This window comes from Pseudoduganella namucuonensis, from assembly GCF_900116645.1.
Lineage (GTDB): Bacteria > Pseudomonadota > Gammaproteobacteria > Burkholderiales > Burkholderiaceae_D > Rugamonas > Rugamonas namucuonensis.
Genome location: NZ_FPBO01000011.1, coordinates 79208 through 99109, shown reverse-complemented (window position 1 = coordinate 99109; position 19902 = coordinate 79208). Strand labels below are relative to the sequence as shown.

The 19902-nt window shown below is 63.5% G+C and carries 15 protein-coding genes; 7 read left to right on the top strand and 8 right to left on the bottom strand.

Features of this window, described 5'->3' with window-relative positions:
* Position 1: 1 nt before the first annotated feature.
* Together tssB and BM436_RS13845 are read right to left on the bottom strand one after the other, a co-directional pair.
* Positions 2-511, bottom strand: coding sequence for a type VI secretion system contractile sheath small subunit (gene tssB / locus BM436_RS13850; RefSeq protein ID WP_093556117.1), 510 nt, complete (start codon positions 509-511; stop codon positions 2-4).
* A gap of 40 nt (positions 512-551) precedes the next feature.
* Positions 552-1136: a tetratricopeptide repeat protein gene (locus tag BM436_RS13845; RefSeq protein ID WP_229490263.1), complete on the bottom strand. Its 585-nt coding sequence runs from the start codon at positions 1134-1136 to the stop codon at positions 552-554.
* 215 nt (positions 1137-1351) lie between these two features.
* Between BM436_RS13845 and tssK the strand changes: the two genes are divergently transcribed.
* The 7 genes from tssK to BM436_RS13815 all read left to right on the top strand — a co-directional run bounded on the left by tssK (position 1352) and on the right by BM436_RS13815 (position 10340).
* Entirely contained in the window at positions 1352-2704 is a 1353-nt protein-coding gene (gene tssK / locus BM436_RS13840) for a type VI secretion system baseplate subunit TssK (protein ID WP_093556116.1), read from the top strand.
* Between the two features lie 13 nt (positions 2705-2717).
* Entirely contained in the window at positions 2718-3503 is a 786-nt protein-coding gene (gene icmH / locus BM436_RS13835) for a type IVB secretion system protein IcmH/DotU (protein WP_093556115.1), read from the top strand.
* The gene (locus BM436_RS13830) at positions 3503-6358 is read left to right on the top strand and encodes a type VI secretion system Vgr family protein (RefSeq protein WP_093556114.1); all 2856 of its coding nucleotides are present in this window, start codon (positions 3503-3505) and stop codon (positions 6356-6358) included. The genes icmH and BM436_RS13830 overlap by 1 nt, the downstream gene beginning before the upstream one ends.
* A 13-nt stretch (positions 6359-6371) precedes the next feature.
* Positions 6372-7940 (top strand): hypothetical protein, encoded by a 1569-nt coding sequence (locus tag BM436_RS13825; RefSeq protein WP_177307182.1) that lies wholly within the window; start codon positions 6372-6374, stop codon positions 7938-7940.
* Between the two features lie 31 nt (positions 7941-7971).
* Entirely contained in the window at positions 7972-9075 is a 1104-nt protein-coding gene (locus tag BM436_RS13820; protein WP_093556113.1) for a hypothetical protein, read from the top strand.
* A gap of 305 nt (positions 9076-9380) precedes the next feature.
* The gene (locus BM436_RS36185; protein WP_143133119.1) at positions 9381-9572 is read left to right on the top strand and encodes a hypothetical protein; all 192 of its coding nucleotides are present in this window, start codon (positions 9381-9383) and stop codon (positions 9570-9572) included.
* 261 nt (positions 9573-9833) lie between these two features.
* Positions 9834-10340, top strand: a complete 507-nt coding sequence (locus tag BM436_RS13815) for a M949_RS01915 family surface polysaccharide biosynthesis protein (RefSeq protein ID WP_093556112.1) — start codon at positions 9834-9836, stop codon at positions 10338-10340.
* A gap of 53 nt (positions 10341-10393) precedes the next feature.
* Here the strand turns inward: BM436_RS13815 and BM436_RS13810 are convergent, their stop codons facing one another.
* The 6 genes from BM436_RS13810 to BM436_RS13785 all read right to left on the bottom strand — a co-directional run bounded on the left by BM436_RS13810 (position 10394) and on the right by BM436_RS13785 (position 19846).
* Complete coding sequence (locus BM436_RS13810) at positions 10394-12760, bottom strand: glycoside hydrolase family 127 protein (RefSeq protein WP_093556111.1); 2367 nt, start codon at positions 12758-12760, stop codon at positions 10394-10396.
* Positions 12757-13776 (bottom strand): arabinan endo-1,5-alpha-L-arabinosidase, encoded by a 1020-nt coding sequence (locus tag BM436_RS13805; RefSeq protein ID WP_093556110.1) that lies wholly within the window; start codon positions 13774-13776, stop codon positions 12757-12759. The genes BM436_RS13810 and BM436_RS13805 overlap by 4 nt, the downstream gene beginning before the upstream one ends.
* Positions 13777-13846: 70 nt before the next feature.
* On the bottom strand, positions 13847-15427 hold the full coding sequence (locus BM436_RS13800) for a glycoside hydrolase family 43 protein (RefSeq protein ID WP_093556109.1): 1581 nt from the start codon (positions 15425-15427) through the stop codon (positions 13847-13849).
* Positions 15428-15430: 3 nt separating this feature from the next.
* Positions 15431-16969, bottom strand: a complete 1539-nt coding sequence (locus BM436_RS13795) for an alpha-N-arabinofuranosidase (RefSeq protein WP_093556108.1) — start codon at positions 16967-16969, stop codon at positions 15431-15433.
* Between the two features lie 24 nt (positions 16970-16993).
* Positions 16994-18934, bottom strand: a complete 1941-nt coding sequence (locus BM436_RS13790; protein WP_093556107.1) for a glycoside hydrolase family 97 protein — start codon at positions 18932-18934, stop codon at positions 16994-16996.
* Between the two features lie 144 nt (positions 18935-19078).
* On the bottom strand, positions 19079-19846 hold the full coding sequence (locus tag BM436_RS13785; protein WP_093556106.1) for an SDR family NAD(P)-dependent oxidoreductase: 768 nt from the start codon (positions 19844-19846) through the stop codon (positions 19079-19081).
* Positions 19847-19902: the final 56 nt, after the last annotated feature.

The following is a 19902-nucleotide window of genomic DNA, read 5'->3' as shown; positions in this document are numbered from 1 at the left end:
CTCACTCCTTCGCTTGCGGGTTGGCGCGGCTCAGCTCCGCCAGTTTCTCGGTGCTGCTCAGCACATCGTTGAGGATGTCCTCCAGCTTGTCGTTGCCGGCCAGCTTGTTGCGCAGGTCGGCCAGCTTGGTGCGCGCCTCGAGCAGCTTGCGCAGCGGCTCCACCTGCTGCACCACGGACTCGGGGCGGAAGTCCTCCATCGAACGGAACTTCAGGTCGACGGCGAACTCGCCGCCCTCGCCGGTCAGCTCGTTGGCCACGCGGTAGGCGGCGCGCGGCTCGACGCCCTTCATCACCTCGTCGAAGCTGTCGCGGTCCACGCCGACGAAGCGGCGGTCCTTCAGGCGCTTCTGCTCCACCTCCGAATTGCCGCCGAAATCGCCGACCACGCCCATCACGAAGGGCAGTTCCTTGCTCTCGATGGCGTCGCCGATCTCGACGTCGTAGCTCATCTGAACGCGCGGCGGACGGACCTTCTGCAGGCGCTTCTGGACACTTTCATTTTTAGCCATGGGGTTCCCCTGTTCTCGACTGGTAAGGATTACTTGTGGATCACTTCAGCGCGCCGAACGGATCGGCGCTGGAAGCTTCGCGCGGCTTGGCGGCCGGCTTCTTCGCGCCGCGCGCGGCGGTGCGCGCCGGCGCGGCCTGCTGCGCCGGCTGCGGCGGCACCAGCACGGTTTCGCCCAGGCTTTCGCGCAGCAGCTTGGCCAGGTCCTGCGACTCGGTGCGCAGCGGTCCGCTCAGGTTGTTCTGGCGGCTCAGGTCCGCCAGCGCGCGGGTCGACAGGCGCAGGCCGCTGATGGCGATGATGCTGTTGGCCAGCTGGTCGTTGGGGTCGCGCACCAGCACCTCCTGCGCGCTGACGATGGCTTCGCCGTACTGGCCGGCGTCGTAGCGCGTCTGGGCGATGTTCACCCAAGGCGACTTCTCCGCCGGGAAGGCGGCGGCGGTCTGCTTCCACAGCGCGACGGCCTGCTCCTTCTGGCCGGACGACGCGGCCTGGCTGGCCTGCGACATCAACGCGCCGATGGTCGGTTTCGGCACCTCGGCCACTTGCGGCGCGGTGCCGCACGCGCTCAGGACCACGGCGCACGCGGCGGCGGCCAGACGACTCAATGTAAGTACTGGTTTCATACGTTCCCTCGGACTGACTTGCAAAAAAGATGTTTAATTACCAATTGTTTCACGGCCGACACGTTATCAGAAATTTATTTTTTCGCGCGTTCGATTGAATTCGGCGCGGCAATACCGCCTTTTTTCAGCGCGCACGATTGACGCGCTCGCTCGCGACAAGTTTCTTTGAGAAATGTTAGTGTTCTGGCACTTTTAAAAATTTCTCTTTTGATAAGATGACTAGCAAAGTACTATGGGGTGAGGGCCTGTTCCTGCGGCCCCAGCACTTCCAGCAGCAGGACCGCTACCACGAGCAGCGGCTGCACGAGAGCGTGAAGGCGCTGCATCCCTACGCCTGGGGCGTGAACCAGATCGAGATCGACCGGGAGGCGCTGGCCAACAACACGCTGCGCCTGCTGGAGCTGTCATTGCGCTTCCAGGACGGCGAGCTGTACGACGCGCCCGGCGCCGACGCGCTGCCGGACACGGTGGACCTGGGCCAGTTGCCGCAGAACCAGCAGAGCGTGACCTTCCACGCCGCCCTGCCCGCCTTCAAGCCCTTCGGGGGCAATTTCGGCATGGCCGGGCAAGCGGGAAACGCCACCAATAGTGGCGTGCGATTCATCCAGTCCAACCAGGACACGCCCGACCTGTACACCCAGGCGGCCGAGGCGCAGCTGAGCTACCTGACCAAGGCCGTGCGCCTGGTGCCGGAGCACGAGCCGCGCGACTCCTACACCCATTTCCCGCTGCTGCGCCTGCGCCGCGCGGCCAGCGGCGGCTTCGAACTGGACCCGGCCTTCGTGCCGCCGTCGCTGTCGATCCGCGCCGCGCCGCAGCTGTTCCTGCAGCTGCGCCGCCTGATCGACGCGCTGCAGGCCAAGGTGGCCGCGCTGCAGGGCCACCACCGCGAACCGAGCCGCCACGTGATCGAGTTCCGCTCCGGCGACATGTCCTCGTTCTGGCTGCTGCACACCGCCAGCTCCGCCTTCGCGGGCCTGACGCACTACTTCCACCACCCGCTGCTGCACCCGGAGCGGCTGTACGAACAGCTGCTGTCGCTGGCCGGCGCGCTGATGACGTTCTCGAAGAGCTGGACCCTGTCCGACCTGCCGCCCTACCAGCACGCCGATCCCGGCCCCGCGTTCGCGCGGCTGCACACGATCATCCGCGAGCTGTTGGACACGGTGATCTCGTCCAAGTACTTCGCCATCGCGCTCAACGAGGTCAAGCCCTCCTACCACCACGGCATGCTGGACTCCGGCAAGATCGACGACAAGACCACCTTCTACGTCGCCGTCTCGGCCGACCTGCCTGCCGTGGAACTGGTGGACGTGGTGCCGCTGCGCTTCAAGATCGGCGCGCCGGACGACGTGGAGAAGTTCGTGCTGTCGGCCATGCCGGGCGTGCGGCTGCAGCACGCGCCGCAGGTGCCGGCGGCGATCCCCGTGCGGCCGGACGCCTGCTACTTCGTCATCGAGAGCAAGGGCCAGATGTACGAACGCATGCTGCAGGCCCAATCCATTTCCATCTATGTGCCATCCGGCCTGCGCGAGCTGAAGCTGGAGCTGCTGGCCGTCACCTCCTGAGAGACCCGTCACCATGAACACCATGGCCACCCCATCACTCGCGCCCTCGCTGTTCTCCGCCGGTCCGGCGGCCGCGCCGGCGCCGGCCTCTAACAAACCGCAAACGCTGCAGGACCTGATGTATGACGGCTTCTACGCCCTGTTCATGCTGAAGAACGGCAGCGGCCCGCTGGACAACACCGAATTCGCGGCCAGGATGACGCAGTTCCTGGACGAGTTCGGCCGCAGCGCGCGCAAGCACGGCGCCTCCGCCGACGACATCGACGCCGCCAAATACGCCTTCTGCGCCACGGTGGACGAGATCATCCTGCGCTCGAACTACTCGATCCGCGACGCCTGGGAAGTGCGCCCCCTGCAACTGCAGCTGTTCGGCGACCAGCTGGCCGGCGAGAACTTCTACAACCGCCTGGAATCGCTGCGCGCGCGCGGCGCCGCGCACCTGCAGGCGCTGGAGGTGTTCCATATGTGTTTGCTGCTGGGCTTCCAGGGCCGCTACATCCTCGAGGGCTCGGAAAAGCTGACCTATCTCACCAGCCGCCTGGGCGACGAGATCGCGCAGTTCAAGGGCAAGCGCGGCGGCTTCGCGCCGCACGCCGAGCGGCCCGACCAGATCGTCCACAAGCTGCGCAGCGACCTGCCGGTGTGGGTGCTGTGCTCCGTGTTCGCGCTGGTGTGCGTGCTGGGCTACATCGGCCTGCGCACCTCGCTGGGCCGCCACACGGACGAGCGCCTGCACGCCTACAACGATGTCGTCAAGATGGCGCCGCGCGTCGCCAACCTGACCATCACCCTGCCCTGATGCGGCTGGTGTCCGACCTATCCGCCGCGCCCGGCCCGTTCGGCACGGGCCTGAGCCAGCATGAGCGGCTGATCACGCTGGCCGGCGCGCAGGACCGCGCCCTGCCGGAATCGCTGATGCCCGAGCACTTCAGCGCGCGCGAAGCCGTCAACGAACTGTATGCGTTCGAGGTGCACGCGCTCAGCACCTCGACCAATCTGGAGCTGGACCAGTTCATCGGCGAGGAACTCACCGTCTCGCTGCTGCAGCCGGACGGCGGCCGGCGCGCCTGGCACGGCGTCTGCACCGAGGCGGCCTGGCTGGGCGCGGACGGCGGCGTCGCCCGCTACCGGCTGCTGCTGGAGCCGGCGCTGGCCCTGCTGCGCCTGCGCCGCGACAGCTACATCTTCCAGGACAAGAGCGCGCGGGACATCCTGACCGAGCTGCTGGCGGACTATCCGTTGGTGCGATTCGAGTTCGACATCACGCGGGAACTGGCGCCGCGGCCCATCTGCACCCAGTACCGCGAAAGCGACTTCGAATTCCTCCAGCGCCTGCTGGCCTCCGAGGGCCTGAGCTGGCGCTTCGAGCACGATCCGGTAGGCGAGGACGATGACGATGGCGGCGGCGGCGGCGACGGCCAGGCCAGGCACAAGGTTGTCTTCTTCGACGGCGCCGCCGCGGCGCCCGCCACGCCGGGCGGCGTCGAGATCCGCTTCCACGGCGTGCGCGCCACCGAGGCCGACGACGCCATCGACCGTTTCGCGGCGCGCCGCGAGCTGCGGCCGAACGCCATCGGCATCGCCAGCTGGGACCCGGCGCAATTGCTGGCGCCATCGGCCGAGCAGCGATCCAGCCTGGACGCGGGCGAATTGCCCGCCTTGGCCATCTACGACGGCAGCGGCGAACGCATCGCGACCGGCGCCCGGACCGGCCACGGGCCGGCCGACCCGCACAGCGCCCTGATGCTGCAGGCGCTGGAGTTGCGCAACAAGGTGTTCGAGGGCGGCGGCGCGGTGCGGCGGCTGGCCCACGGCCACGGCTTCCAGCTCACACAGCACGAACGCTACCCCGACGGCGCCAACCGATTCAAGGTGCTGTGGGTGGAGCACGAGGCGCGCAACAACTACCGGTCCGCCATCGCGGGCGGCCCGCAGTACGGCGTGGAGCCTGGTACCTACCGCAACAGCTTCGGCTGCGTGCGCGAGGCGGTCGCCATCGTCCCCGAGGCGACGGCCGCGCCGCACGCTAGCACGGCGCTCGGCCCGCAAACGGCGGTCGTGGTGGGCCTGGCCGACAGCGTGTCGACCACCAACCGCGACCACCAGGTACGCGTGCAATTCCCCTGGCAGCGCGGCGAAGGCGCCAGCGCGGGCGGCATGCGGCACAACACGGACACCAAGGGCAGCGCCCCCGGCGACGAGCGCGCCGGCGCCTGGGTGCGCGTGGCCGAGGCGCTGGCGGGACCCAACTGGGGCTCGCAGTTCACGCCGCGCATCGGCACCGAGGTGCTGGTGGCCTTCATCGAAGGCGACATGGACCGGCCCGTGGTGGTGGCGCAGCTCTACACCGGCGCCGACGCGCCGCCGTTCGCGGCCGGCGTGGACTCGGGCGTCAACCACGCGGGCACACTGTCCGGCATCCACAGCCACAACTTCGACGGCGGCGGCTACAGCCAGTGGCAGCTGGACGACACGCCCAAGCAGGTGCGCACGCGCCTGGCCACCAGCGGCGCCGCCACGCAACTCAACCTCGGCTACCTGATCCAGCAGGCGCCTGGCTCGGCGCAGCGCGGCGCCTATCGCGGATCCGGCTTCGAACTGCGCACCGACGCCTGGGCGGTGGTGCGCGGCGGCGAAGGCGTGCTGCTCACCACCAGCGCGCGCAACGCCAAGGGTAGCGGCATCACGTCCACCCAGCTCGACGCGGCCGACGCGCTCGGACGTATGAAAGCGGCCGGGGAGCTGGGCAAGCGGCTGGCGGAGCAAGCCGTCAAGCAGCAGGCGCTCGCCAGCGCGGACGCCGCGGACGCACTGAAGGACTTCATCGCGCAGATCGATCCGAAGGAGAAAGGCAAGCACGGGGGCGCCGTCAACGGCCAGCAGGCCGTGAAGTCGCTGGCCGATACGCGCGAGCCGGACAACGCGCAGCCGGTGGAGAAGTTCGGCGCTCCACTGGTGCTGATGGACGCGCCCTCCAGCGTCAACTGGGCCACGCCCGCCTCCACCGTGCTGTTCGCGGGCAAGCAGCTGCAATGGACCACGCAGGGCGACCTGCACCTGGCCGCCGCGCACACGGTGGCGTCGGTGGCGGGCAACTCGGCGGGCTTCTACAGCCACGCGGGGGGCGTGCAGGCGTTCGCGGGCAATGGCCCGGTGTCGCTGCAAGCGCACACGGACCAGTTGGAGATTTTGGCGGACAAGGAGATCACGGTTATCTCGGTCAACGAGGGAATCGAGATCAAGGCGAGCCAGAAGATCGTGCTGCAGGCGGGCGAGTCCAGCATCACGCTGGATGGCGGGAATATCACGTTTGCCTGTCCCGGCAATTTCACCGTCAAGGGCGGACAGCACGTCTTCGACGGCGGTGCGCGCGGGGCTGCGGAGCTCCCCAAACTTCCCACGGGCCTGAGTGCGGAGCCGACTCATTGGATCGCGTTGAACTATATCGATCCAGAAACCGCCGAGGGCATCGCCGACGTTGAGTACGAAATTCACTTCGAGCAAGGCGCACCGCTCACCGGCTTGCTCGACAAGACCGGCAAGGCACGCCATGAAAACGTGCTCAACAAGCCCGTGAAGAAAATTGTCTACAAGCCACGCGTCCCCGAGCAGGACAAGCCTGCCTCGCCATTGGAAGACTTGGCAAATGCATAATCGAAAGCGATGAATGGCCGAAATTAATACCACCCAACTACGGGACGCCCTGGCCTGGCTCACCAACGATCAGCCTAAAGCAGAAGACCCAGGCACCAATCCGTTTATCTGGTTTTGGGAAGCGATACAAGGCGACTTCAATGAAGAACGATCAACCGGCCAAATTGTCATGGATGCGGCGATCTCCATGATTCCGCTGGTCGATCAGGTATGCGATGTGAGGGACCTGATCGCGAACTGCAATAAACTGCGTCAGGACGTCAAGGATACGTGGGCTTGGGTCGCGTTGGCACTTACTTTGATTGGGCTTTTCCCCACCTTGGGCTCGCTGGTCAAAGGTGTATTGAAGATCTTTTTTGCATTTGTCCGGCGCATGGGTGGCGACGCCACGATCAAGGCCGTCGATATGGCCATGACGTGGGTAATCACCTTCCTGCGACGCCGCGACGTGCAAAAATACTTGAAACAACTTCGCGTCGACGAGGTGTTCAAGTGGCTGGCCATCCAGATCAAAGACCTACGAGGGAAGGTCAACATCGGCGCGCTGCTCAAAGCATTCGACCGGGGGATTACGCTACTTCAACAGTTGACGGATAAGGTCAGCCTGATTCCATCTGCCGGAGCAAAGGCGCGTGCGTGTCTGGAGCAGGTCAGAAAAATACGTGAAGTGGCAGACGACTACCTTGCGAAGGCGCTGAGGCCAGTGCAAGATATCCTGGATACGATTATCATGCGCCTGGAGAGGGAATCGATTGCCAAGCAGCACGGTATCGTGAACGTCAATAACATCCATTACCGTGGCGGCTTGCCAGAGTCTGCGGCGGTTACACTGATGCGCAATGCTGAGCCATTGCCGGAATGGCTTAGCAAAGGGAGTAATGGAAAGTTCCCTCCTGCACAATATGCTAAATTGAAGAGTTCCGTTGACGACGCGGTTAAGGATGGGTGGCCGCCGCTACAGAAGCACAATGTGGAATCCTTCCACGATCTGGCCGCCGTTGAGATCAAAGGACCTGCCCGTCTCTACCGAGTATTGTCGCCAAACAGCCGGGCAATGAGCGATTGCTGGGTTAGCGAGGCAGTGTATCGGGAGATACAAAGCGCGCCAAATCCACGTGCTGCATGGCGAAAGCACTTAGCTGTGTGGCCGGACTGGAACGTAAATGGGCAGTTCGTTATCTATGATGTGAAGCCCGGAGAGACATTAAAGGTATGGCGGGGAAAAGCCTCTAGCCAAGTCAAAGAAAGCTTGGAAAACATACATTTGGAGGGCGGATGGGAGCAGATCGTCTTTAACGTAGCACGCAACGACACAAGAAATGATGTCATGCGTTACTACGAGCTAGGCGGAAGCCGTAAAGACCGGCTGCAGCGCCCTCTTAGCCAAGAAGCGTTCTATAAGCTTCCCAAAGAAAAGCAAAGCTCTTACGTTGGCATCAGGGAGTCAATCAATCACCCAAGTATTAGCGGACCATTTGACACAGGTTGGGGATATTCCGATTTTGGCGGCGCGGGCATGCCAGACCGTATAGGCCTCCCCACGTTACCTGGTCAGGCGACAACCCTGAGTGGCCAGCCTTAACAAGCAATTCCTACGCAGGACGACAAACAATATGAAAATTACGCATGAACTCGGCCATTGGCAAAAAAAACAAATAGCGCTGCTTTATCATTTCTCATCACTTGAGTTTCTTGAAAACCTTCAGGCACGGATAAATGATCTGATCGAATTCACGGATGCAACGCTCGACAAAGCAAATACTCAACGACGCGACGATCTTTTAATAAATAAACAGTGGGGATATCGCAACACATCTCAAAATTGGGGAAACCACGCTTGGCAACTCCTTGTGGATTTTCAAAAATCCATATCCAAGAATATTGCCCGACGCGGATCTGACGTATACAGCATCACCGATGCAAATTACTGCGCCCGTGGGCTTGCCGAATACTCGATGGACTGGGCCACGCCAGATGAAGAGGCCGTGTTCAACAAAAAATTCCAAGAAATTTCAGATCATGCCGGCCAGATAGACTCCACCGTCCAGAGAAACTATCCACAACACGGGTGGGATGACTTTCGTCTCCATCTAGCATGGTGTGCTTACGCCAAGCAAATCCCACAGTTGCCAAAGCTTCGCCTTCGACCCGACATTAACGGTATGTCGGGTAAGGCACCACCGGTAACTGGAGTATATGTCCCACAAAGCGATGCCAACGGCAGTCCCCAATTCGCTTGGGCTGGCAATCCTGGCGGAGAATTGCTTGACTGTGCCACATTTAACGGTCTGGGGTTGGCTGCTTTGAGAGAGGTTGGCAGATCTGATCTATGGGCAAGCGATGACAAGATGTTCAATTTCGTCAAGGCAAATTTAAATGACGCTGGATTACAAAGCGACTCTTTCCTTGAACGCTCCCTTAAAAAGGCAAGTTTGGCACCAAGTCTGGTCGCACGACATGCGTTCAAATATGAGCCATGTGAGTGGGTGTTCGTCGAAGTGGTACCCGGGGAGTATGAAAGTAACGAAGAAGACAATGCAGAAAGCAACGCCACGGTTATCCGAGTTCCGGCCGGTCAGCTTTGTCCCCAGAGCGGCTTCTATTTTACTCCAGCGCATATGAACTCCCGTCGCCACTTCAACGCTGGTGAGGCAATGCCAGAGGTGGCCTCCGAGTATGGCGCAACCATTTGGCAATGGGATACTGTGCAGGGTTAGGCATCAGACCTACCCATCGGCCGCTGCTTGAGCACGATGGAGCTCGTCACCGACAAAATTAACTTGCACAAGAAGACGTGCGACTCATCTAAATTAGCCGCTGCTCGCTCACTGTTGGACGTGACAATCTCCATTCGATGAGAAACCATGATTAAATCAAATTACTTTACTACATGCTTTATTCATTCGATGGGATGGCAAGCTGCGCGAAACCGCTGAAAAACTCCTTTTGAATAACGAAATGCTACTCTCTGCCAAGGATCAAGTTGACAAGCAGGGTGGGGACCATCTCCATCATGTCAGAAATGATGACCAACATCTCGCGTGAACGTCTACCAAGACGGCCAAGTCAAACAGGAAAGACTGAAACAAAACGCATGGTCATCCTTGTCGGCCAAGGCACCTACACTAAACACTTCATCACTCTTGATTTTACGGAAGTAAACCGTTCGTTTCCGAAAAATTTGGTAACGATTCAACAGACCGGCATTGTTTAACCTTCAAAAAAAGCCAAATGGGGAAAAGTAGAAGCTGAGATCATTCTCGACGGGCAGGAAACTTATTTTTACAATACGTATAACAAAGTAAGTGGTCCGTTCATATTTGAATGAGATTTAACTGCGAAAACTGAATCTCGTTGTGCATCTTCCGGCTTTCGAGGTAGTTCCCGGAGCCGAGTCGTTCGCCCGCTGGAAGTATTTTAGGAGCGGAGGAAAAGGATATCGTCTGACGGCGCACTCATCAGTGCGTATCTCACCATGGATGCCAAAGGCGAGCACCTGCTGGTGTTGGACCGCAAGGCCATGCCCGCCCCCACAAATCCACGCTCCGGCAGGTTCGGACGTATAGAACTCAACGGAACCTACCACCTGCGCCGCCCAGGGAGATGGACTGTCGAGTGGAAGGTTCACGATTTTGTGGACTGTCGGGAACTGGATTCCGAGGCGTCGTTCTTCAAGTCGGCCGTGAGCTTTACGGATTTGAACAATGACGGCGTTACCGAGGTGTCCCTGCCCTACCAGCTATTCTGCGGCGGCGGCGTTGACAGCTCGACCATCAAGGTTGTGCTGAGGGAAGGACCAACCAAATTAGCGGTGCGCGGTGAATCGTTGGTGAAGTTGCCGGGACAGGCGCCGTTTGGTGGCACGCACACGTTTGACCGGGCCCTTCTGCTTCCAGAAAATGCCGCATATAAGCGGCATCTGTACACCATTTGGCAGTCGGTATCGGTAGACGAAAGAAAGTCGGCTGGACAAACACAATAGGCGATCCCGAAGCGCCGTCCTTGTTCATCACGGACGACGCTCGGTAGCGCCTTTCAGCGCAGCAGGCGCAAGCCGTACAAGCCCCCCGCCTTGGAACCCGGCCGCGCCTCGAACCGCACCGTGAGTTTCTGTCCCAGCCCCTCGGGCACCGCGAAATCGCGAGTGTAGATTTCCTCCGGCGCGTCCCCCTTCAGTTCCACGCTCTGCAGCAGCGCGCCGTTGACGATGATGTCGAACTTGCGCCCCGCGTCCGCGCGCGAGAACGCCAGCCGCAGCGTCCTGGCCTTGCCCTCCTTGTCCGTCAGCTCGTAGCTGAACCACTTGCTGGCGTCCCGCCAGTGGCGGCCCTTGTTGATGCCGGCGTCCGCGCCCTCGCCCTTGAAGAAGTGGTCGGACTCGGGCTGCTGCTCGCCGGGCGCCACCTGGTCGATGGTCCGCGCGTCCAGCGCCAGGCGCTCGGCCTCGGCCTTCGCTGTGTTGGCGCGCATCACGGACATGTTGGCCGGCGTGGCGTGCTGCCAGTAGATCATGTAGCGCGAGTCGTGCAGGCGGAAGAATGGGATGAAGCGGATCGACTCCGCGCCCTTGCCCTGCACCAGTCCCGGCGCGGTAAAGGTCAGCGGCTGTCCCGGCACCGGCTTGAAGCGGTTCATGAAGGACTTGGTGTCGCTCACCAGCAGCGGCGCCGCCTCCAGCGGGCAAACCTGGCCCTGGGCGATGTGGCCCATGCGCGAATCGTCCGAGAAGTAGTTCAGCTTTTCGCCGGCGAAGGGCTGCGTCTTCGCGGCCAGCACGATGGGGCCGTGCAGCACCGCGTAGTAGTTGGACTTGTCCGGCATCTGTTCGAGGCGGGTCTTCATCGGCAGGCGGACCTCCACCTTGTCCCCCGCGCGCCAGTGGCGGGCGATGCCGGCGTAGCCGCCCGGCGCCGCGTCCACCTTCACCGGCTTGCCGTTGACGCTGATCCGCAGCGCGCCCGGCGCCACCCATTCGGGGTAGCGTATTTTCATCGTGAAGGCGCCATCGCCGTCGACGGTGATGCGGGTGCGGTCCTCGTCCGGGAACAGGGTTTCCTGGCGCAGTTGCACACCCTTCTCCTTCCAGTCCAGCGTGGACGGGATGAAGAGGTTGACGAACAGCGCGTCGCCCTCGTGCGCGTAGATGAATTCACCGTACTTGGCGTGGCTCTCGATGCCCGAGCCCACGCAGCACCACATGCCCTTGTCCACCTGCGAGTAGACGCGGTAGTGGTTGGGCCGCATGGGCGTGAAGTAGACGAAGCCGCCGGTGTCCGGCCGCTGCGAGGACAGGATGTGGTTGTACAGCGCGCGCTCGTAGTAGTCGCCGTAGCGGCCGTTCTGGTCGCCCTGGAACAGCAGCCCGGTGAGCTTGAGCATATTGTAGGTGTTGCAGGTCTCGGGGCCTTCCACTTCCTGGACCATGGAGCTGTAGTCCTTGTCGTCGTGGAAGTGCTCCTTGACGCTGTTGCCGCCGATGGCCACGGTGCGGTTGTCGCGCACGGTCTGCCAGAAGAAGCGCGCGGCCTCCTGCCATTTCGGGTCGTGCGTCATGTCGCCGATGCGCTTGAAGCCGATCACCTTGGGGATCTGCGTGTTGGCGTGCAGGCCGGTGAGCTTGTCCCGCTTTTGCTCCAGCGGCTGCAGGATGGCCTGGTGCGAAAACTTGATGGCCAGCTCGAGGTACTTTTTATCGCCGGTCATCTCGGCGACCTGGGCGAACACCTCGTTCATGCCGCCATGCTCGCTGCGCAGCATCAGCTGCATCTGTTCCGGCGTGAGCTTGCCGCTCAGCTCCAGCGCCCAGTCGGACAGGGCGACCAGCATCCCGCGCGCCTCCTGGTTGCCGGCCAGGCGCCAGGCGTCGTACAGGCCGGCGTACACCTTGTGCAGGTTGTACCAGGGGACCCACTTGCCGTTGACGGAGAAGTTGTCGGCCTGGAGCTTGCCCTCGGCGATCGCCTTCCACGCGTCCTTGCCGCCGGGGATGCCGCCGATGTAGCCGTCCCCGTTCTTTTCCTGCGCGCGCTTGAGTTCCGCGACAAAGTAGTTCAGGCGGTGCAGGACCTCGGTGTCGCCGGTGGAGCCGTACATCAGCGCCAGGGCGGACAGGTAGTGGCCGCCGAGGTGGCCGTCCAGGCCCGTCGATTCCCAATTGCCGTAGCTCGCGTTGCGGGGCGGCAGGCCGGCCTCGCGCAGGAAGGGAGCGAGCAGTTTGTCCGGCTCCAGCGCCAACAGGTATTGCATGTCGGTCTGCTGGGCCTCCAGGAAGGGGCCGGGCAGCAGGCGCACATCGGACAGCGGGAACAGGTCGGCGGCGGCGGCCGGGATGGCGGCGCCCAGGGCGAGCGCCGCGGCGAAGGCGATACGGCGCAGCGCCAGGCGGGGTTGGGGTGTGTTCATTTGGGCAGCAGTTTGCTCTGGTAGCGGTTGAGGTCTTCCGGATCGACCGTCGGCCAGCCGTCCTTGTCCCATTTCATTTCCATGATTTTCAGCTTCTGTTCATACTTGTCGGCGGTCTCGTAGGCGTGCAACACCATGTAGTCCTTGCCGTCGAAGGTGTAGGCGCTGTTGTGGCCCAGGCCCTTCCAGTCCTTGTTGCCTTCGATGACGAGCGAACCGCCGCCCTGCACCATGCCCTTGCCGCTCTTGTCCAGGTAGGGGCCGGCCACTTTCTTCGAACGGCCGACCACCACGTGGTAGGTGCTCTTCTCCTTCTGGCAGCACAGGCCCCAGGAGGCGAACAGGTAGTAATAGCCGTTCTTCTTGAAGATGAACGGCGCCTCGATCTCCGCCGGGCCGCCGGATTCGTCCGGCGTGAAGGCGGGACGCGCGCGGGCGGCGATGGTGTGCCATTCCTGCGGCTCGGCGAGCCTGGTGCGGTCGGCGTTCAGCTTCACCAGCTTGAGGCCGGACCAGAAGGAGCCAAAGCTCATCCAGCCCTGCCCTTTGGCGTCCTCCACGATGTTGGAGTCGATGGCGTTCCACAGGTCCCGCCCCGGCACCGATTGCAGGATCATGCCCTGGTCTTCCCATTTGTAATCGGGGGAGCCCGGGTCCAGCGTCTTGTTGATGGTGACGCCGATGCCGGAGGTCACCTTGCCGAAGCCGGAGACGGAATAGTAAAGGTAGTACTTGCCGTTGAAGTGCTGGATGTCCGGCGCCCAGATGTGGCCGTCGAAGCTGGGGGCGGCGTTCTTGGCCCAGGCGGGATGGCCGGGGAAGACGCGGCCTTCCGGCTTCCAGTCCTTCATGTTGGTGGAGCTGTAGAAGGTGATGCCGGGACCGGTGCTGAAGACGTAGTACTTGCCGCCCTCCCTGGCCATGACGGGGTCGTGCACGCCCACCTGGGCGGCCTGGGAAAAGGTGGCCAGCGCGGCCAGCGCGACTGCCGCCGCGTATCGGATTGCTTGTTTCATTGCTTACCTCTGGACTTCAAACCGGGGACAGACCTACGGGACGAACCCTGGGTCTGCCCCCGTGACGACGTCAATTGCCTGTGCGCGCGCCCCACAGCGAGACGCCGTCGGCCGACTGCGCCGAGAACGTGACCACGAAGGCGCTGGCGTTGGTGTTCCACTGCCGCGACAGCACGCCGCTGTACGCGCCGCCCGCGTCCAAGGTGATCGACATGTTGTTCGATCCCTTGTGCGACCACTTGCCCGTTACCGCGCCAGTGACCGTGCCGTCCGCGTTCAGCTTGATATTCTGCGACACTTTGACCGCCGCCGAAATATCCTTGCCGTGGTTGACCAGCTTGTAGCTGCCCGCCGCCTGCGCCGCGGACACCGCCGCCGTCTGCGCCGGCACCGCCTTGCTCAGCGGCGCGTAGCGGAACGGCGACAGCACCGGCCAGCCGTCCTCGTTGATGAACAGCTCGTGCACGCGCACCTCGTGGGCCTCGCCCGTTCCGGGGAAGCGGGTGTGGAAGACCATGAAGCTTTGTTTCGTCGCCGCGTCATAATAAGCCGAATTGTGGCCGGCCGACACGTAACCCAGCGCGGTGCCGGTTTCGCCCGCCGCCAGCTCGAAGCGGTGGTTGCCCATCAGCTTCTGGCCGTGCGGGGCGATGCTGGCGTCGTCGAACAGCGGCAGCGCCGGATTCGCCTTCACGGTGGCCATGTCGGTGCCCTTGGCGTCCAGGTACGGGCCGTCCGGGTTGCGCGAACGCGAAACGCGCACGTTGTAGGCGCCGTTGGCGTCCAGCCCGCCGAAGGACGTGAACATGTAGTAGTAGTCCGACGCCGGGTTGTACAGCACGTAGGCGCCCTCGATGCGCGCGTGGTTGCCGCCCATCAGGTGCTTGCCGTAGCCCTGCCCGGCCTTCTGCTTGCCGGTGGCCTCGTCCAGCTCCAGGATGAAGATGCCGCCCGAGTAGGAGCCGTAGACCATCCACAGCTTGCCCGCCTTGTCCTTGAAGACGTTGGGGTCGACCGTGTTCGGGTGCCTGGTGGCGTCGTAGACGGTCTTGCCGTCCTCGCTGATCTCGCCCCACATGCCGGACTTGAGCATGATGCCCTTGTCCACGTACGGGCCTTCGATCTTGTCGGCCACCGCCACGCCGAGCGCGGAGCGCGGCGAGTCGCCCTTGCAGGCGTTGTAGTACATATAGAACTTGCCGTCGGCCAGCTGGATCACGTCCGGCGCCCACAGGGTCGTCGTCTGCGCCCAGGCGAAGGTCGCGGCCAGCGCCTTGGTCACGTCAGCGAACAGCGGGTTGGAGGCGGTGGCGCCGTCGGCGATGCCGGACCAGTTCATCAGGTCCGGCGACTTGGCGGCCGCCAGGTGCGAGCCGAACACGTAGAACGTGCCGCCCGCGTTAATGACGGCCGGGTCGTGCACCGACACGTTGGCGAAGGCCAGCGCGGCCTGCGACGGCACGGATGGCGTCACCGGGTCGGTGGGCGTCGTCGGCGTGGTTGGCGTGGTGGGCGTCGTTGGCGTCACCGGCGCCGTCGTGGCCGGCGGGGAGATGGCGGCTGGGCTGCCGCCACCTCCACCGCCGCCGCAGGCGGCCAGCGTGGCCACACCGGCCAACGCCAGCGCCTGGAACAGGATGGAGGTTCTCATCGCTTACTCGACGTTGACCACGACGACGCCCTTGGCGGGCACCTTCACCGACAGCTTGCCGCCGGCGGCCTGCGCGCTGAAGGCGGCCGGCTTCACGTTGTCAGGCGCGGCGAAGGTGTTGTGCGCGTCCATCGCCGGGGCGGTCAGCACGCTGCCCTGCGCCGCTTTCGCCGCGCCGCCGGCCACGTTCACCGTCACGTCCACGTCCTTGTTCGGATTGGTGTTCACCAGCGCCAGGTACATCTTGCCATCCTTGCCGCGCGCGGCCGAGGCGCTCACCTGCGGCACCGAGACCTTGCCCAGGCTGTAGTTCACGTTGCCCTTGATGGACACCGGCAGCGAGGTCGCGTCCTGGAACGGCACGTACATGCGGTAGGCGTGGTAGGTCGGCGTCAGCAGCATCTTGTCCTTGTCGGTCAGGATCATGGCCTGCAGCACGTTGACCATCTGCGCGATGTTGGTCATGCGCACGCGTTCCGCGTGGGCGTGGAAGATGTTGAAGTTCAAAGCCGCCACCACCGCGTCGCGCAGGCTGTTCTGCTGATACAGGAAGCCGGCGTTGGTGCCCTTCTCCACGTCGTACCAGGTGCCCCATTCGTCGACCATGAAGCCGACCTTCTTGGTCGGATCGTTCTTGTCCAGTATCTTGACGTTGCTGCGGATCATGCCGTCGATCGCCAGCGTGTTCTTCATCGTCGAGATCCACTCGGTCTCGGGGAAGCCGGTGGCGGCGCCCTTCACGTCCCACTTCCCGGTCGGGATGGTGTAGTAGTGGAAGCTGATGCCGTCCATATTGTTCTTGACTTCCCTGGACAGCGTCTCGGTCCATTTCGAGTCATGGTCGTTGCCGCCGCTGGCGATGAACTTCGGCCTGGCGCCGTGCGGCGCCTTGATGAAGCTGGCCGCCGTCTTGTACAGGTTGGTGTAGTGCGCCGGCGTCATGTCGCCGCCGCAGCCCCAGGCCTCGTTGCCGACTGCGAAGAAGTCCACCTTGAACGGCTTGTCGCGGCCGTTCTTGCGGCGCAACTCGGCCAGCGTGGACTTGGTGTCGGACGTCATATACTCCATCCACTCGGCCATCTCCTGGTTGGAACCGGTGCCCAGGTTGCCGTTCACATAGGTGTCGGCGCCCAGCAGCTCGGCCAGGTCGAAGAATTCGTGCGTGCCGACGGCGTTGGTCTCGGCCACGCCGCCCCACATGGTGTTGACCTTGACCGGCCGCTCGCCGCGCGGGCCGATGCCCTCGCGCCAGTGGTACTCGTCGGCGAAGCAGCCGCCCGGCCAGCGCACCAGCGGCACCTTCAGTTCCTTCAGCGCGCCCAGCACGTCGTTGCGCCAGCCCTTGGTGTTGGGCTGCTTGGAGTCCGGGCCGACCCACATGCCCTCGTAGATGCCGGTGCCCAGATGCTCGGCGAACTGGCCATAGACGTTCTTGTTGATGACAGGGCCCGGCTTGGCCGGATCGATGGTGACCGAGACCTGGCCCCATGCCGCGCCGCTGACCATGGTGATTGCGAGAATGCTGTTGCGGATGATGCTCATTTTATTACCCTCCTGATTGCTTTTTTATTTGAATACCGCGACGAAACCACCACGCGGCTTGATGCTTACCTTGACGCCCTTGCCCGCCTGGATGGCGGACTGCGCGAACTCGCGCTCGCCGGCGCCGTCCGTCATCAGCACGCCCTGGCGGTCGCCGATGAAGGACAGGTCCAGTTCCAGCGCCTTGTCCGACTCCTCCGAGTTCACACCCGCCACATACCAGCTGTCGCCGGCCTTGCGCGCGATGACCGCGAACTTGCCGGGGAAGCCGTCGACGAGTTTGGAATCGTCCCAGCTGCGCGGCAGGTCCTGCAGGTAGCTCTTCACGTAGGCCGGCACGGTGGCCATGCCCTCCGGGATCTCGGCGAAGTGCTGGATGCCCGACACCATCAGCACCGATTCGGCCAGCTCGAAGCCGTTGCGGGTGGCGCGCTTGATCTTCGGGATGTCGCCGAACACCATGGGCGTGAAATCCATCGGATCGAACAGGTTGCGGGTGAACGGCAGCATGGACACGTGCTTGACCACCGCGTCCTGGTCGCGCTGCTCGAAGGTGGTGAACTCGAAGCCCCTGATGGCCTCGGCCGTCATCAGGTTGGGGTAGGTGCGCGACCAGCCGCGCGGCAAGGTGGCGCCGTGGAAGTTCACCAGCAGGCCGTGGTCGGCCGCGTCGTTCAGGATGTCGATGTAATAGGCGATCATCGACTGGCCGTCGCCGCCGAAGAAGTCCACCTTCACGCCCTTGACGCCCATGGCCTGCATGCGCGCGAACTCGGCGCGGCGCGCCTCGCGGGTCAGCAGCTTGCCCTTGGGCGAGTACTCGGTCTGGTTCCAGGCGCCGGACGAGTTGTACCACACCAGCACGCCCACGTTCTTCGTGGCGGCGTAGGCGGTCAGCTCCTTGATCTTGTCGTAGCCGATCTTGCGGTCCCAGTCGGCGTCGATCAAGGTGTAGTCCCACTTCATGTCGGCCGCGTAGTCGATGAAGCGCTTTTGCACGTCGTAGACGGTGGCGTCGTCCTTCATGATCGCCCAGCTCCACGAGGCGTGGCCGGGCTGCGCCAGCGACACCGGCGTCTTGACGGCCGGCGCGGCCAGGTCGGTGCCCAGCGTGGAATCGGTCACCGTGGGCAGGCTGCCGATGGCCAGCACGCGCCACGGGGAAGTCAAGGTACCGCGCGTCTGCGCCAGCAGGCCGCCGCCGGTGAACACCTCGGTCTTGGCCGGGCCGCCGATGCGATACACCCCGTCCGGCGACTGCGCCTGCAGGCGCGAGGCGTGGAAGCTGCCGTCGATGCCCGCCTCGGTCAGCGCCACCCAGGCGGCGTCGGTCTTGAACAGCGCGGGGAACACCCAGCCCGCCTTCAACGGCGACGGCGTGCCGACCGCCACGCCCATCTTGTAATGCTCCTCGTAGGACGGATTGGTGTTCATCCAGCCCGTAAGCTCGTTGGACATGGGCTGCAGCCAGGCCAGGGCCGACTTCGCGAACGCGAAGCTGGTCTCCTCGCTGACGAACTTCTTGAGCGGCAGCGAAGGCTCGGCGACCACGTAGCGGAAGGCCACGCCGTCGTTGGACACGCGGAACACCACGTCCATTTTCTGCTTGCGCGCGTTGCGCAGCGTGTAGACCTGTTCGTTGGCCTTGTAGATGTTGACGCGGCGCTTGCCGGTGTTCAACTCATAGCGGTCGCTGATGGCGGCCGGCTGCGAGGACGACGCCAGCGACAGGCCGCGGGTGAAGTCCGCGCCATCCAGCTTCAAGCCGAGCGAGGACTTCAGCAGCACGGGCTTGCTGTCGAGGGCGACGGAATACACGGGCAGTCCGCCGGCGTCGATGGCGAAGGTGACGGCCAGGCGCTGGTCCGGGCTGGACAGCGGCGCGGCGTAGGAATAAGGCGTGGCGGCGCCCAGCGCGGCGGTCGCCAGCGCCAGCACCGGATACAGCGTGCGATGCAAAGTCATACAAACCTCATCTCAAAAAAGCAGCAAAACTTTCCCCGCCTACATCGGTGTCAGGCGCGACATTCGGACATTCTGGGCGCATAGCGCACGATTTGTCCGAATGTCGCGCCTGACACCGATGTGATGGGGGCAACGTTTTTTTCCTTAGACCCAGCCGGCGTCGACGATGAATTCCTGCGCGGTGCACATGGCGCTGTCGTCGGCGGCGAGGAACATGACCATGGAGGCGATGTGCTCGGGGCGCAGCTTGCCCGGCAGGCATTGGGCCTTCTTGATCTCCGCCTCGGCGGCGTCGTCGACCCACAGGTCGATCTGGCGCTGCGTCATGACCCAGCCCGGCGTCACGGTGTTGACGCGGATGCCGTGCTGGCCCAGGTCGCGCGCGAGCCCGCGCGTGAGGCCGATGACGGCCGACTTGGTGGTGGCGTAGACCGGATAGCCGCCGCTCTTGGTGTGGAAGGAGATGGAGCTGATGTTGATGATGGAGCCGCTTCCCTTGCGCTTCATGCCTTCCAGGACGGATTGCACGGCGAAGAACATGGGCCGCTGGTTGATGGCGATGCGCGAATCGTAGTATTCGACCGTCACCTCTTCGGTCTGGTGGCGGTGGTCGTTGGCGGCGTTGTTGACGAGGATGTCGAAGTCGCCCAGCTTGCCCGCCAGTTCGGCGATGGTGCCTTGCAGCGCGGCGATGTCGGTGATGTCGCAGTGGCGGTACAGCGGCGCGGTGTGCCCGGCGGCGCCCACGCGCTCGCACAGCGCCTCGCTGGCGTCGTGGGCGATGTCGACGAAGGCGACCAGCGCGCCCTGCTCGCAGAACGCCTGCACCAGCGTTTCGCCGATGCCGGTGCCGCCGCCGGTGATGAATACGCGTTTCCCGCGCAGGCTGCCGAATTTGGCCAGTTCTGTCATGGTGTCTCTTCCAGTATTTTTATTGTGTGGAACGGACCGCGATGTCGCGGTCCGCC

Excerpts from the sequence above, each read along its gene's own strand:
- BM436_RS36185 (WP_143133119.1), top strand. The coding sequence starts at position 9,381 with ATGATGACCAACATCTCGCGTGAACGTCTACCAAGACGGCCAAGTCAA.
- BM436_RS13810 (WP_093556111.1), bottom strand. The coding sequence starts at position 12,760 with ATGAACACACCCCAACCCCGCCTGGCGCTGCGCCGTATCGCCTTCGCC.
- BM436_RS13790 (WP_093556107.1), bottom strand. The coding sequence starts at position 18,934 with ATGACTTTGCATCGCACGCTGTATCCGGTGCTGGCGCTGGCGACCGCC.
- BM436_RS13820 (WP_093556113.1), top strand. The coding sequence starts at position 7,972 with ATGAAAATTACGCATGAACTCGGCCATTGGCAAAAAAAACAAATAGCG.
- BM436_RS13795 (WP_093556108.1), bottom strand. The coding sequence starts at position 16,969 with ATGAGCATCATCCGCAACAGCATTCTCGCAATCACCATGGTCAGCGGC.
- tssK (WP_093556116.1), top strand. The coding sequence starts at position 1,352 with ATGACTAGCAAAGTACTATGGGGTGAGGGCCTGTTCCTGCGGCCCCAG.
- tssB (WP_093556117.1), bottom strand. The coding sequence starts at position 511 with ATGGCTAAAAATGAAAGTGTCCAGAAGCGCCTGCAGAAGGTCCGTCCG.
- BM436_RS13815 (WP_093556112.1), top strand. The coding sequence starts at position 9,834 with ATGGATGCCAAAGGCGAGCACCTGCTGGTGTTGGACCGCAAGGCCATG.
- BM436_RS13800 (WP_093556109.1), bottom strand. The coding sequence starts at position 15,427 with ATGAGAACCTCCATCCTGTTCCAGGCGCTGGCGTTGGCCGGTGTGGCC.
- BM436_RS13830 (WP_093556114.1), top strand. The coding sequence starts at position 3,503 with ATGCGGCTGGTGTCCGACCTATCCGCCGCGCCCGGCCCGTTCGGCACG.
- BM436_RS13845 (WP_229490263.1), bottom strand. The coding sequence starts at position 1,136 with ATGAAACCAGTACTTACATTGAGTCGTCTGGCCGCCGCCGCGTGCGCC.
- icmH (WP_093556115.1), top strand. The coding sequence starts at position 2,718 with ATGAACACCATGGCCACCCCATCACTCGCGCCCTCGCTGTTCTCCGCC.
- BM436_RS13825 (WP_177307182.1), top strand. The coding sequence starts at position 6,372 with ATGGCCGAAATTAATACCACCCAACTACGGGACGCCCTGGCCTGGCTC.
- BM436_RS13805 (WP_093556110.1), bottom strand. The coding sequence starts at position 13,776 with ATGAAACAAGCAATCCGATACGCGGCGGCAGTCGCGCTGGCCGCGCTG.
- BM436_RS13785 (WP_093556106.1), bottom strand. The coding sequence starts at position 19,846 with ATGACAGAACTGGCCAAATTCGGCAGCCTGCGCGGGAAACGCGTATTC.